Here is a 12,842-nt window from a genome sequence, read left to right on the forward strand (position 1 = left end):
CGCTGGGGCTGCGCCCCAGGCCCCTCGAGAGGTCGTATCTCGGCTGCGGGTTCGTCGTGGCTGGTCGCGCAGTTCCCCGCGCCCCTTCAGGGCCCTTGAAGGGGCCCAGTAGTGTCTCCCGCGTGAGTAACGAAGACATCACGCTGACCGCGGGTGACGCGGAGGTGGCCGTGCGGCCGGGGAACGGCGGGCGGGTCGGAGGGCTGCGGGTCGGAGGGCTGGAACTGCTGCGCCAGGGCGCGAAGTTCGGGTCCTTCCCGATGGTTCCGTGGTGCGGGCGGCTCAGGGGCGGCCGTTTCCTCAACGGGGCCACCGTGCACCAGCTGCCCCTCAACTCCCCGCCGCACGCCATCCACGGCACCACCCGCGAGGGGGCCTGGCGGACGGCGCGTACGAGCGAGACCGAGGCCGTCATCACGTACGACCTCGTCGATCCCTGGCCGTACGCGGGCCGGGTCACCCAGGTCTTCACGCTGACCGAGGACGCGCTGACGCTGACCATGTCCGTGGAGACGTACGACGACTCCTTCCCGGCGCAGATCGGCTGGCACCCGTGGTTCAACCGCAACCTGGGGGGTGAGGACGTACGCATCGACTTCACGGCCGCCTGGCAGGAGGAGCGCGGCGACGACCATCTGCCCACCGGCCGGCGGCTCGACCCCAAGCCCGGCCCGTGGGACGACTGCTTCGGGATGCCCGGCGGCGTCGACGTGACCCTGACCTGGCCGGGGCAGCTGGAGCTCAAGGTGGCCAGCCGGGAGGAGTGGGTCGTCGTGTACGACGAGCAGGAGGCGGCCGTGTGCGTGGAGCCGCAGACCGGACCGCCCAACGGGCTCAACACCCTGCCCCGCCTGGTCACCCCGATCGAACCCCTCGAAGCCACCACCACGTGGTCCTGGCGGCGCCTCTGAGTCACGGCCGTCCGGACCCGGTGGCGACGGCCACCTGGACCCGGTGGCGGGCGCCTCTAAGCTGGCGGACATGAGTGACGTACGCGGCGTGCTGCTGCAGCAGATCAAGGACAAGGCCGTGGTGCACGGCCGGGTGACCCTCTCCTCGGGTCTTGAGGCCGACTACTACGTGGACCTGCGCCGGGTCACCCTCGACGGCGAGGCCGCGCCGCTGGTCGGCCAGGTCCTCCTCGACCTGACGGACGGGCTCGGCTTCGAGGCAGTGGGCGGGCTCACCATGGGCGCCGACCCGGTGGCCGCGTCGATGCTGCACGCGGCCGCCGCGCGCGGGCGGCGCCTCGACGCGTTCGTCGTCCGCAAGGCCGCCAAGGCGCACGGCATGCAGCGCCGCGTCGAGGGCCCGGACATCAGGGGACGTCGCGTGCTCGTCGTCGAGGACACCTCCACCACCGGCGGCTCCCCGCTGACCGCGGTCGAGGCGGTGCGCGAGGCCGGGGCCGAGGTGGTCGCCGTGGCGACGATCGTCGACCGGGCCACGGGCGCGGCCGAGAAGATCCAGGAGGGCGCCGGAGTGCCGTACCTCTTCGCGTACTCGAAGGACGAGCTGGGCCTGGACTGAAAGGTCTGGGCTGAGAGGCCTCGACTGAGAGGCCTGGACCGACAGTTGTCCACAGCTTCCGGAGGCTGCGGACAAGAGTTGTCCACAGGCTCGGGCGGCGTGGCTGGATCATCCGGCCAAGTCTGGAAAGATGGGGATGACGATGACGTCGCCCCCCTAGGTCAGGGCCGTAAGCAACAACGCAACCCGCACATACAAGGAGCGGACAGATGCCCATCGCAACCCCCGAGGTCTACAACGAGATGCTGGACCGGGCGAAGGCAGGCAAGTTCGCCTACCCGGCCATCAACGTGACCTCGTCGCAGACCCTGCACGCTGCGCTCCGCGGCTTCGCGGAGGCCGAGAGCGACGGCATCATCCAGATCTCCACCGGTGGTGCGGAGTTCCTGGGCGGCCAGCACAACAAGGACATGGTCACCGGCTCCGTCGCGCTGGCCGAGTTCGCGCACATCGTCGCCGCGAAGTACGACATCACGGTCGCGCTGCACACGGACCACTGCCCGAAGGACAAGCTCGACGGGTATGTGCGCCCGCTGCTCGCCGTCTCCGAGGAGCGCGTGGCGCGCGGCGAGAACCCGCTGTTCCAGTCCCACATGTGGGACGGCTCGGCGGAGACCCTCGCCGACAACCTCACGATCGGCCAGGAGCTCCTGGAGCGCGCCCGCGCCGCGAAGATCATCCTCGAGGTGGAGATCACCCCGACGGGCGGCGAGGAGGACGGCGTCTCGCACGAGATCAACGACAACCTCTACACGACGGTCGACGACGCGATCCGTACGGCCGAGGCCCTGGGCCTGGGCGAGAAGGGCCGCTACCTGCTGGCCGCGTCGTTCGGCAACGTGCACGGCGTGTACAAGCCGGGCAACGTCGTCCTGCGCCCCGAGCTCCTGAAGGAGCTGAACGAAGGGGTGGCCGCGAAGTTCGGCAAGGCCGCGACTCCCGGGCCGTTCGACTTCGTCTTCCACGGCGGCTCCGGCTCCACCGAGCAGGAGATCCTGACCGCGCTGGAGAACGGCGTGGTCAAGATGAACATCGACACGGACACGCAGTACGCGTTCACGCGTCCGGTCGCCGACCACATGCTGAAGAACTACGACGGCGTCCTGAAGGTCGACGGCGAGGTCGGCTCCAAGAAGCTGTACGACCCGCGCACGTGGGGCAAGCTCGCCGAGGCGTCGATGTCCAAGCGCGTGACCGAGGCCTGCGCGAACCTGCGGTCCACGGGCACCAAGATCAAGTAACCCGCGGTTTCACCACCCGGTTCGCACGCTTCGTACGAAGAAGGGCTCGGCACTCTCCTGGGGCGCCGGGCCTTTCCGTATGCTCCGGAGTATGGCTGCCCCGCCGCAGGAGAAGCAGGACAACACTGCTGTCAGGATCGCCACCCCCACGGGGAGGTGGATCCTGCTGACCACGGTGCTCGGTTCGAGCATGGCGATGCTGGACTCGACGGTGGTGAACGTCGCGCTGCCGCGCATCGGCCGCGATCTGGACGCGAACCTCGCCGCCCTCCAGTGGACCGTCAACGCGTACATGGTGACCCTCGCGGGGCTGATCCTCCTGGGCGGTGCCCTCGGCGACCGCTTCGGGCGGCGGAAGGTCTTCGTCATCGGCGTGATCTGGTTCGCGGCGGCTTCGCTGCTGTGCGGGCTCGCACCGAACGCGGGCGTACTCGTCGCGGCCCGCGCCCTTCAGGGCATCGGCGGCGCCCTCCTCACCCCCGGCTCGCTCGCGCTCATCCAGGCCTCCTTCCACCCGGACGACCGGGCGAAGGCCGTGGGCCTGTGGTCGGGGTTCGGCGGCGTCGGCGCGGCGGTCGGCCCGTTCCTGGGCGGCTGGCTGGTGGACGGCCCCGGCTGGCGCTGGGTGTTCCTGCTCAACGTCCCGCTCGCGCTGATGTGCGCGCCGATCGCCCTGCGCCACGTACCGGAGTCGAAGGACGGACGGGTCCACGGGCGCGGCTTCGACGTACTCGGCGCGGCCCTCGGCGCGCTCGCCCTCGCCCTGATCACGTACGCCCTCATCGAGGCCGGGAGCGGCACCCTGATCGTCGCCGGGACGGCGCTCGCCGGTGTCGTGGCGGGCATCGCCTTCGTGTACGTCGAGCGGAAGCGGTCCGATCCGATGATGCCGGTCGACATCTTCGCGTCCCGGCAGTTCACGGCGGTCAATGTGGTGACCCTGTGCGTGTACGCGGCCTTCGGCGGGTTCTTCTTCCTCGCCGCGGTCCAGTTGCAGGTCGTCTCCGGCTACTCGGCGCTGGGCGCCGGCACGGCACTGCTGCCCACCACCGCCCTGATGCTGCTCCTGTCGGCCCGCTCCGGCGACCTCGCCGCGCGGATCGGCCCCCGCATCCCCCTCACCGTCGGCCCGCTGCTGTGCGCGGCCGGAATGCTGCTGATGCTGCGGGTGGGCACGGACGCGTCGTACGTCATGGACGTCCTGCCCGCGTTGCTCGTGCTCGGCCTCGGCATGGTCACCCTGGTCGCGCCGCTGACCGCCACCGTGCTCGCCTCCGTGGACAACTCGCGGGCGGGCCTGGCCAGCGGAATCAACAACGCGGCGGCCCGCGCGGCCGGCCTCGTCGCGGTCGCCGCGCTGCCGCTGGCCGCGGGGATGGGAGACGACGCGTACCGCTCGGCGAACGCCTTCGACGATGCCTTCGCGCGCGCGATGCCGCTGTGCGCGGGAATTCTTGTGGTGGGCGCGGTGGTGGCCTTCGCGACGGTACGCAGTCCGGCCCCGGACTGCAGACGACCCGAGTGCCGCACGCACGGCAGCGTGGCGGTTCCGCCGCTGGAGGGGCAGCGGGGCGCTTCGCGCGGTGAGTCGGCATCATCCGGCGCCCCGTAAGGGGCGCCCCCGTAGGGGCGCGGGGCTGTGACATTGTGCGGCTCCGCCGCGCGGGCGCGACCAGCCACAACTGACCCGCAGTTCACATACGACCTCAAAGGGGGGCCGGGGGCGCAGCCCCCAGACGCCCACACCAGCGCCGGGCGACCAGGCAAACAAAGGCGCACCGAGTCCCCTGCCGAACCCCCGGACGGGATGCCACAGTTTCTGCATTCCGTGCCGCCGCCACTGTCTGAGTGACGGCGGCACAGACGTTTCAGCTGTGGTGACTACCGCTTCAGCTCGGTGTATGCCTCGGCGCTGCTGTCCTTGAGGAACTGCCAGCAACGCTCCGTCTCCTCCTTCTCGTCGATCTCGCCCGCAGCACGAGCGAGGGCAGCGAGGCAGCGCAGGAATCCGCGATTGGCCCGGTGGTCCCACGGGATGGGGCCATGCCCCTTCCATCCGGCCCGGCGCAGCGAGTCCAGACCGCGGTGGTAGCCGGTCCGCGCGTACGCGTACGACTCGATCACTCGCCCCGCCTCGAAGGCGTCGTCGGCGAGCATTGCCCAGGCGAGCGAGAACGTGGGGTGCTTCGCCGCGACCTCGGCCGGCGCCTGGGACTCCTCGCCCAGCAGGCGGTACGCCTCTTCGTTCTCCGGCAGGTAGGTCGGGTCTGGGCCGCCGAGCAGGTTCTTGTGCGTCGTCATGTAAGCAGTCTGCCACTTGGGGATAGGCGTCCGGGACGCCTCTGCGGAATATCGGCCGTGGACCGGGCGGATATGAGAATGGCGCTTGATGTACCTGATTGCGATGTGCGACGATCCGGCGCATGGCGGCGCGACGGGGGTCCTCCGGGGCCGTTCAGGTGGGCATCTACACCCGGATCAGCAAGGACGACGAAGCCGAGGGGCTGGGCGTCGCACGGCAGGAGGAGGACTGTCGACTGCACTGCGCTGCCCGGGGGTGGGAGGTCGCCAAGGTCTATGAGGACAACGACCTCTCCGCATACAAGCGCAAGACGGTCCGCCCGGAGTTCCGGCAGATGTTGGAAGACCTCAAGGCCGGGCGGATCGATGGGGTCGTCGCCTGGGACATCGATCGCTTCACGCGACAGCCGCGTGAACTGGAGGCGTGGATCGACGAGTACGAGGACGCCGAGCGCCGGAAGCGTCACCTCGTCTTCGACTCCGTGTCGGCGTCGGACATCGACCTGTCCACGGAGAACGGCCGGTTCATCGCGCGGATCAAGGTCACCATCGCCAACAAGTCCTCGGCGGACACGTCGAAGCGGACGAAGCGCAAGCACCTGGAACTGGCGGCGAAGGGCAAGCTCCCTGGTGGTCGGGCGCCGTACGGATGGAACCGCGAGGATCGCAGGACGCGGGTGCCGGAAGAGGCTGAGAACCTCCGCAAGGCGGTGAGGGATTTTCTCGATGGCGTCCGCTGGGCCTCGATCGCGCGTGACTGGCGGGACAAGGGGGTCAGGTCGCACAGCGGCGGCGTCTTCGACGACTCCAAGATCAAGCGGATGCTGATGAACCCGCGGATCTGCGGCTACCGGATGCACCAGGGCGAGCTGTTCCTGGACGAGAGCGGTACTCCCGTCGTCGGTGACTGGGAGCCGATCATCACTCCCGACGACTGGTACCTGCTGACGGAGAAGGTCAAGCGGGAGTCGGAGGGACGTGTCCCACGGGACAACGCCACCAAGTACCTTCTCTCCGGCATCGCCCGGTGCGGGCGGTGCGGTACGAAGATGCGGGCCTTCCCGTCGTACCGGAAGTCGAAGACGTCATCGCAGTTCAAGTACGCGTGCCCCGGCAAGAACGACGGTGGTTGCGGGGGAGTGGCCCGGGCCGGCGAACCGGTCGACCGTCTCATCAGGAACGCCGTGTTCCTCGGCTCGGACAAGGCGCTGGCGAGCGTCCGTGAGCGCGCGCCGGAATGGACCAAGGAAGACCAACTGGCCTCCCTGGAACGGGACATGGCCGAGTTCAAGCAGGCGTGGCAGGAGAAGCGCATGTCTGCCGCTCGCTACATCGCGCTCACCGAGGACCTGGAGAAGCAGATCGTGGAGCTGCACCGGGAGCGAGCTCTGCATCGTGCCGAGGCCGCGACCTTCTCGGCCGGCCCCATCGACATACGGGAGCGGTGGGAGAAGCTGACGATCGAGCAGCAGCGCGCCGCCGTCCTCAAGGTCTTCCGTGCGGTCATCATCAAGCCCGCGTCCAACGGGCCGATCTTCGATCCGGCGGACATTGAGCCGGTGCTCAGGTGACGAACGAAGCCGGGTCCCCAGTGCGGCTGGGGGCCCGGCTTCCTTCGTTCACGACCGGTCTATGCCGAAGATGCGGAGCAGATCGTCGACCCACTCCTCGTCACGGTCAGGGAGCTGAGCCTCGACTCGGCGCAGCCACTCGTCCTCAGTCAAAGAGCCTGACCTCCCGCGCCGCGCCGCCGTAGCCACCGGTTGGGCGGCAACACGGCGGTGGGACACGGTGAGGGGGATGAGGGAAAGCGGGCTTAGGACGCGGAGTCGGCGCAGGGGATATTGCGGGTTGGCGCAAGGGGTGAGCCCTCTTCTGACGGGTGTGGGTGCGGCAACACCGACCCGCCGGTCGATCGCTGGGGATGGGGTGAGGTGCCTGTCCTGGGGGTTTGCGGACCCAGTACGGGAGTGGATGGAGGGCGGAGGCTATGGCTTGTCGGAGGTGTCGGCCTCGTCGTGGTGCTCGCTGGGCGGCGGTCCGTATGCCTCCAACAGGTGTTTGGCGGACGCCTCGGCCATGGCGGTGGAGACCATCACGTCCGCTTCCTCGCGGATGTCGGGGTGCTCGGCGAGGTAGGTGTCCAGGGCATCGCGCGCCTGGGTGTAGGCGGCGTTGGCGCGCTGGGTCTCGCGGAACGGGTCCACGACGGCGTCGATGAGTTCCATGGCGCGGGCCTGGGCGGCGAGCTGCGGGGGGCCGACGAGGTTGCGCAGGTCGATGCCGAGGGTCGCGCACATCATCCACGGCGCCTGGGGCGTCGAAGCCCCCAACAGCTTCCTTACCGTCGTCTTCGCTGCCAACGAATGGACCGGCGAACCCGAGAACCGCGCAAGCATGCCCAGGTCCGCTGGATCGACGCCGACGACATCCCCGAGGAGTTCGTCGACACCACTGCCAGCGCCCTTCACCGCTACCTCATCGGCGGACCCCAAGTGTCTCTCGACGGGTGGCACCTACACCCCGGCAAGTTTCGTCAGGCCCGGTGTCAGTGGCGCCCTCTACGCTCATCCCTCCGGACGAGCGAGGGGCCTCATGAGTACGGCGAGCAGATTCGACACCTTCCTGAAGAACATCACGGTGACGAGTGATCAGTGTGCATCTGCGCTGACGAGCGCGAACGCCATCGCCCGTAAGCTGCACGGACACTACAGCAACTAACCGTATTCGGATGGCTGCCGGATGATCGTCGGCTCGTACGGGAAGGGCACGGCGGTGAACCCGCCGCGGGATGTCGACGTGCTGTTCTTCATGCCCGTCAACGAGTACCACCGCTTCAACGGGCACAGGTACAACGGGCAGTCGGCCCTCCTGCAGGAACTCAAGGGCCTGTTCCAAGAGCGTTACCCGCGGACCAAGGAAATCGGTGGCGACGGCCAGGTCGTGGTCGTCGACTTCTCCACGGGCCACACGGTGGAGGTCCTGCCCGCCTGGCACCGGAAGGGCGGCGGGCTGCTCGTGCCCAACACCCATGATGGCGGCAGTTGGCAGCATGTCGACCACGAGGCCGAGATCGCTTACGTGGCCGATTCGGACGCCCACACCAACGGCAATACCCGAAACCTCATCAGGATGATGAAGGCATGGCAGAAACACTGCTCGGTCCCCATCAAGTCCCTGGTCCTGGAGCTGCGGAGCGTGACGTTTCTGTCGACGTGGGACCGCTCCAGGGAGTCCACGACCTTCTACGACTGGATGGTCCGGGACTTCTTCGCCGAGCTGGTCGGGAAGGCCGACTCCTGGCACACGATCCCCGGGACCAGCGAGAAGAAGCAGTACGGAGACGCCTGGCTGAGCAAGGCGCAGAGCGCGCACCGCCGGGCGGTCAAGGCATGCGAGTACGAGCTGGCGAGCAAGCAGCTCGACGCTGCTCTGGAATGGCAGAAGATTTTTGGGAGCCAGTATGAGCTCTGACGAGAACACCGGGCACGTGGCGAACGTCCAGTCGATCCGGGAGAGCTTCGGCCGCGTGGTCTACTCGCACAAGGCGCACGAGAAGGCCAGGGAGCTAGAGACATCCAAGGCGGACCAGGCGAAGTGGATCAACATCGTCCTCGTGACCCTGACCTCCGGGACGGTGCTGACCTCGGTGATCACGGACCAGCGGATCCTGCTCTACATCAGCAGCGGCGCCTCCGCACTGGCGCTCGCGTTCACCATCTTCCAGTTGAGTTTCACTCCGGAGAAGGTCGCGGAACAGCATCGCGCAGCGGCCAAGGAGCTCTGGTACATCCGGGAGCTGTATCTGCACCTGCTCACCGACATACAGACCGATCCGCAATCCGTGGACATACCTCGCCGCAGAGACGAGCTGCTCGAGAAGCTGAACCACGTCTACCGGCTGGCACCGGACACATCGAGCAGCGCCTACCGGGCCGCACAGCGAGCCCTGCAGATCGACGAGGACATGACGTTCAGCAGCGCAGAGCTCGACCGCTTCCTCCCAGAAGCACTGCGCACATCGTGATGCCCGCTCCTGGGTTCTACCGGGCGGATCACGGCGAGACCATAAGGGATTGCTGCTGGCGAGCTGATCTGGCGGGCGAACTCCTCCGTGAAGAGACCCGATGCGGCGTGGGCTGATGCATACCTCCCTCGCAAGCGGCGGCTCGCCCGCTCAACCCGCAGAGGCAGGTCTCACGCCACCTTGCCGCCGATGAGTCCCACGATCGCCCCAAAGCCCATCATGTAGGTCGTGGAACATGCCTCGGCGGCGGCCTTCACCTGCTCGGAGTCTCCCCCGAACGCTGCCAGTAGCACATTCAAGATCAGGGCCAGGACCGTCAGTGCAGTCACCGTAGAAAAGATCAGTTTGAAGCGGGGCGTCAAATCGGACTTGCCCTCAAGCGCACGGATGCTCTGCGGCTCGGATTCGTACGATCGCGCCCGCGTAAGAGCGGGATTTTCGTTCTCCATGCCCTCGTATACTGCCCGGATGGGACATTGGTCTGAGGGTCTTGTCGACGACGCCGCGAAGATGATCGGTGGTAGCCCAGACCGCCACCTGCTGAGGGACACGCTCGCCCGCGTCGGTCGCGAGATTGACGTGCTCTCGGGCCGTAGCTTCCAGCCGCTGCGCCGAGCGACCTCAGTCATCGAGCCCAACGGCTTGCCCTTCGTGGACGTCCCGGATCTGCAGGTCGGCTCGATGGAGCCAGGGGCGGGAGCCTGGGAGGTCCCTGACCCGGTGAACGGCGAGATTGCGGCCGTCCTGCAGGTTTCACCGTTGGCCAGCCCTGCGCCGAACGCCGCGCGTGCTGCTGACGCACTCTGGATTGCCGGTCAGCTCGTCGCTGAGGCATCGGCGGCGGGGCGCCTGTCGGCGGACTATGTCCTTCACTGGCTGGGCGCGTCCGTGGACCACGAGCAGCGAAAAGATCTATTTCGTCGCATTATGGACCCTTCCGTTCGCTTTTATGTCCCGGTCCTCGGGGGCTCCGTCAACGGGTGGTGGTTCCAAATCTCCCGGCGCCTCGTCTGGGTGACGAGCGAGACCGAGGACGACGGACGGCTTATCGAGCTTCTATTGGAGAAGGCGACTACCGGCGAAGAGATTTCACCACTTGCAGCCGTCGAGGCCATCCTGATCGCGGTACCAATGACGCGACACCCCGCAGACTGGGCATTCACGGCACGCATCTGGCCCGAGCAGGTTCAGCTCCCTATCGATCGGCCATGGGGAAGGCTTGCGACGGCTATCCACGGCCACGGCATACCGACTATCACCGTCGACCCGGTCTCGACCTCTTACGAGATCGCGTGCCAGGTGGTCTTGAAGGGCTACTGGCACGGCTACATCAGCGGCGATGAGCCGGCGCTGGCGAACGCCGTCGCGATGGCGTACCCGCGGCAGGTCGATCGCATCCAGCGTGAGACCCGTGCCCCAGACAGGGCTTCTGCGGCCGCAACGCTGCTCGAACAACTGATCCACCCCGGATTCGATCCAGCGCGCGGCGCGGAGGCGACTCGTCGGTACGTGCGCCGGAAGGCAAGCATCGCGGTCATGCAGTACCGGAAAGGTGAGGCACCGGAGCGGTACCCGTGGACGCAGGTCGGAATCAGCGAACGTCGCTACTACAAACTCCTGCCGCTGTTCGCTCAGAAGGTCAACGGCCGCTATGACTACGACTACGACGACGTGGTGGCGCGGATGAAAGCCCACCTGGACCACGTTGACAAAGCGCGAACCGTACGAGCAGCCGCTCTTGAAGTCCTCCGGTCACGCGGCTTCGGCGAAGAGGCCGCACGCAAATGGATACAGCGGCATCCGCCCGAGGAGGCTGTCAACGCATGGCCGCGTGGCCGACGCCCGTAGTGCCAACCCTGCGCTCGTGCCAGGTCTCTCGGGTACCCCATGGGATGTCCGTCACGGCGGGACCGTGTTGGGTTGAACCGAACCCCATTCGGGACGAAGAGATCATGAGTTCAGATCCCGTCCCTCTGAGGGGGAGCCTGGGAGCCTCCTTGACTCGCTGGCGCCCTCGAATCGCCGCCGTCATGGACAGCGGCGCTTGGCGCGGCGGGTTCGCAAACCTCCCCCGTCGGAGGCTTGTCGCCCGCCCACTCGGTGGAGCAGATCCTGGCAAGCTCCACCACCCATTCCAGGTCCCGCTCCGGCAGCTGGGCCGCGAGGCTGTCCAGCCACTCCTGCTCGGTCATACCGTGCCCCCTCATGCTCTCGGGTACATATTCCACCATTCTCCTGGGAGCATGAGCCAAACCGTAGCTTCCTGCACGCCCTCGCCCGCGCCGCGCAGGCGATCGGCGAGCAGGAGGAGTACGAGCGCTGCACGCAGTTCCTGAAGGACTCCTCGCCGACGGCTGCCCAGACACTGGGCTGAAACCGCTGCCCAGACACTGGGCGGAAACTGTCGGGTTTGTGTGGGCCCGTCCGGGTGTGACCGGGCGGGCCTTGCCGTTTCGGGCGACCATTGTGGAGGATGCCTGGTGGGGACCGGGGCCCCGTGTCGGTAACGGCAGGGCGGACCGCTACCCGTAGTACACAACAGGAGACAGCGATGTCCCACGAGGCTCTTGAGGCCCATGAGGCTGAGGAACCTGCGACTCCGCATCTCGACTTCCAGGGCACGACGCCGTACGAGGACTACGTCCAGGCGGATGTGCTCACCCACCTCCAGCACCCCCGCTCCGACGATCCCGGAGAAATGGTCTTCCTGGTCACGACCCAGGTGATGGAGCTGTGGTTCACCGTCATCGTCCACGAGTGGGAGACCGCGGCGCGGGCCCTGCGCGACGACGACGTGCCGGTCGCGGTGGCCGCGCTGAAGCGGTCCGTACGGGAGCTCGAGGCGCTGAACGCCTCCTGGAAGCCCCTGGGGCAGCTGACCCCGGCCCAGTTCAACTCGTACCGGAGTGCCCTCGGGGAGGGCTCCGGCTTCCAGTCCGCGATGTACCGGCGGATGGAGTTCCTGCTCGGCGAGAAGTCCTCGTCCATGCTCGTACCGCACCGGGGTGCGCCCCGGGTGCACGCCGAGCTGGAGAAGGCGCTGCACGAACCGAGCGTGTACGACGAGGTGCTGAGGCTGCTGGCGCGGCGCGGCTACGCGATTCCCGCCGCTGTGGTCGAGCGGGACGTCTCGCTCAGGTATGAGCCGTCGGCCGAGGTCGAGGCCGTATGGGCGGCTCTGTACGCCGACGACGACAACTCCGAACTCACCCGGCTCGGCGAGGCGTTGACCGATGTCGCCGAGCTGGTGTGGCGATGGCGCAACGACCACCTCGTCGCCACGCGGCGGGCGATGGGCTCGAAGACCGGGACCGGGGGTTCGGCGGGCGTTGCCTGGCTGGAGAAGCGGGCGCAGAAGAACGTGTTCCCCGAGCTGTGGACGGCGCGATCCCATGTCTGACCTGACGGTGGAAGCAGAGGAGTTGGACGCGGCCGACGAACTGGCCAAGCTGCGTTCGCAGTTCGTACTCGACGACGTTGTGTATCTGGACGGGAACTCCCTCGGCGCGCTGCCGGCGGCCGTGCCCGGGCGGGTCGAGGACGTCGTACGGCGGCAGTGGGGTTCGCTGCGGATCCGGTCCTGGGACGAGAGCGGCTGGTGGACGGCGCCCGAGCGGATCGGGGACCGCATCGCGCCGCTGGTGGGGTCGGCTGCCGGGCAGATCGTGGTGGGCGACTCGACAAGTGTCAATGTCTTCAAGGCAGTTGTGGGCGCGGTGCGCCTGGCTGGGGAGGGCGTGGGG

General features: G+C 67.8%; 12 protein-coding genes and 2 pseudogenes. 11 read left to right on the forward strand and 3 right to left on the reverse strand.

Going from position 1 to position 12,842, the window contains the following annotated elements:
- Positions 1 to 122 precede the first annotated feature (122 nt).
- The 4 genes from G5C60_RS45020 to G5C60_RS45035 all read left to right on the forward strand — a co-directional run bounded on the left by G5C60_RS45020 (position 123) and on the right by G5C60_RS45035 (position 4,383).
- A complete protein-coding gene (locus G5C60_RS45020) occupies positions 123 to 911 on the forward strand; it encodes an aldose epimerase family protein (protein WP_165269080.1) in 789 nt (262 codons plus the stop codon).
- A 70-nt stretch (positions 912 to 981) separates the two neighbouring features.
- Positions 982 to 1,530, forward strand: coding sequence for an orotate phosphoribosyltransferase (pyrE, locus tag G5C60_RS45025; RefSeq protein ID WP_165269082.1), 549 nt, complete (start codon positions 982 to 984; stop codon positions 1,528 to 1,530).
- A gap of 209 nt (positions 1,531 to 1,739) precedes the next feature.
- Positions 1,740 to 2,771, forward strand: coding sequence for a class II fructose-bisphosphate aldolase (fbaA, locus tag G5C60_RS45030; protein ID WP_165269084.1), 1,032 nt, complete (start codon positions 1,740 to 1,742; stop codon positions 2,769 to 2,771).
- A 91-nt stretch (positions 2,772 to 2,862) separates the two neighbouring features.
- The gene (locus G5C60_RS45035; protein WP_165269086.1) at positions 2,863 to 4,383 is read left to right on the forward strand and encodes an MFS transporter; all 1,521 of its coding nucleotides are present in this window, start codon (positions 2,863 to 2,865) and stop codon (positions 4,381 to 4,383) included.
- A 269-nt stretch (positions 4,384 to 4,652) separates the two neighbouring features.
- Here G5C60_RS45035 and G5C60_RS45040 read toward each other — a convergent pair whose 3' ends face one another.
- The gene (locus G5C60_RS45040) at positions 4,653 to 5,072 is read right to left on the reverse strand and encodes a DUF3151 domain-containing protein (RefSeq protein WP_165269088.1); all 420 of its coding nucleotides are present in this window, start codon (positions 5,070 to 5,072) and stop codon (positions 4,653 to 4,655) included.
- A gap of 122 nt (positions 5,073 to 5,194) precedes the next feature.
- On the opposite strand from G5C60_RS45040, the gene G5C60_RS45045 reads away from it, so the two are divergent.
- Positions 5,195 to 6,643, forward strand: a complete 1,449-nt coding sequence (locus G5C60_RS45045) for a recombinase family protein (RefSeq protein ID WP_165269090.1) — start codon at positions 5,195 to 5,197, stop codon at positions 6,641 to 6,643.
- Positions 6,644 to 7,060: 417 nt separating this feature from the next.
- On the opposite strand, the gene G5C60_RS53855 is transcribed toward G5C60_RS45045, so the two are convergent.
- Positions 7,061 to 7,543, reverse strand: coding sequence for a hypothetical protein (locus tag G5C60_RS53855; protein WP_338146112.1), 483 nt, complete (start codon positions 7,541 to 7,543; stop codon positions 7,061 to 7,063).
- A 271-nt stretch (positions 7,544 to 7,814) separates the two neighbouring features.
- Here G5C60_RS53855 and G5C60_RS45060 point away from each other — a divergent pair, with 271 nt between their 5' ends.
- Positions 7,815 to 8,546 (forward strand): nucleotidyltransferase, encoded by a 732-nt coding sequence (locus tag G5C60_RS45060; RefSeq protein WP_165269092.1) that lies wholly within the window; start codon positions 7,815 to 7,817, stop codon positions 8,544 to 8,546.
- On the forward strand, positions 8,536 to 9,099 hold the full coding sequence (locus G5C60_RS45065; RefSeq protein ID WP_241267531.1) for an SLATT domain-containing protein: 564 nt from the start codon (positions 8,536 to 8,538) through the stop codon (positions 9,097 to 9,099). The genes G5C60_RS45060 and G5C60_RS45065 overlap by 11 nt, the downstream gene beginning before the upstream one ends.
- Positions 9,100 to 9,269: 170 nt before the next feature.
- On the opposite strand, the gene G5C60_RS45070 is transcribed toward G5C60_RS45065, so the two are convergent.
- Positions 9,270 to 9,548, reverse strand: a complete 279-nt coding sequence (locus G5C60_RS45070; RefSeq protein ID WP_165269096.1) for a hypothetical protein — start codon at positions 9,546 to 9,548, stop codon at positions 9,270 to 9,272.
- Positions 9,549 to 9,567: 19 nt separating this feature from the next.
- Here G5C60_RS45070 and G5C60_RS45075 point away from each other — a divergent pair, with 19 nt between their 5' ends.
- From G5C60_RS45075 to G5C60_RS45090, 4 genes and pseudogenes are all read left to right on the forward strand, one after another.
- Entirely contained in the window at positions 9,568 to 10,947 is a 1,380-nt protein-coding gene (locus tag G5C60_RS45075) for a hypothetical protein (protein WP_165269098.1), read from the forward strand.
- 379 nt (positions 10,948 to 11,326) lie between these two features.
- Positions 11,327 to 11,473: pseudogene (locus G5C60_RS45080) on the forward strand (DUF3151 family protein); the annotation flags it as partial.
- Positions 11,474 to 11,650: 177 nt separating this feature from the next.
- On the forward strand, positions 11,651 to 12,499 hold the full coding sequence (locus tag G5C60_RS45085; RefSeq protein WP_165269100.1) for a tryptophan 2,3-dioxygenase family protein: 849 nt from the start codon (positions 11,651 to 11,653) through the stop codon (positions 12,497 to 12,499).
- Positions 12,492 to 12,842, forward strand: a pseudogene (locus G5C60_RS45090) (kynureninase); the annotation flags it as partial. The gene G5C60_RS45085 and the pseudogene G5C60_RS45090, both read left to right, overlap by 8 nt.

Source organism: Streptomyces scabichelini (assembly GCF_011045015.1).
GTDB classification, from domain to species: Bacteria; Actinomycetota; Actinomycetes; order Streptomycetales; family Streptomycetaceae; genus Streptomyces; species Streptomyces scabichelini.

Coding starts and splice junctions, on each gene's coding strand:
- pyrE (WP_165269082.1), top strand. CDS start 982: ATGAGTGACGTACGCGGCGTGCTGCTGCAGCAGATCAAGGACAAGGCC.
- fbaA (WP_165269084.1), top strand. CDS start 1,740: ATGCCCATCGCAACCCCCGAGGTCTACAACGAGATGCTGGACCGGGCG.
- G5C60_RS45035 (WP_165269086.1), top strand. CDS start 2,863: ATGGCTGCCCCGCCGCAGGAGAAGCAGGACAACACTGCTGTCAGGATC.
- G5C60_RS45040 (WP_165269088.1), bottom strand. CDS start 5,072: ATGACGACGCACAAGAACCTGCTCGGCGGCCCAGACCCGACCTACCTG.
- G5C60_RS45045 (WP_165269090.1), top strand. CDS start 5,195: ATGGCGGCGCGACGGGGGTCCTCCGGGGCCGTTCAGGTGGGCATCTAC.
- G5C60_RS45060 (WP_165269092.1), top strand. CDS start 7,815: ATGATCGTCGGCTCGTACGGGAAGGGCACGGCGGTGAACCCGCCGCGG.
- G5C60_RS45065 (WP_241267531.1), top strand. CDS start 8,536: ATGAGCTCTGACGAGAACACCGGGCACGTGGCGAACGTCCAGTCGATC.
- G5C60_RS45070 (WP_165269096.1), bottom strand. CDS start 9,548: ATGGAGAACGAAAATCCCGCTCTTACGCGGGCGCGATCGTACGAATCC.
- G5C60_RS45075 (WP_165269098.1), top strand. CDS start 9,568: ATGGGACATTGGTCTGAGGGTCTTGTCGACGACGCCGCGAAGATGATC.
- G5C60_RS45085 (WP_165269100.1), top strand. CDS start 11,651: ATGTCCCACGAGGCTCTTGAGGCCCATGAGGCTGAGGAACCTGCGACT.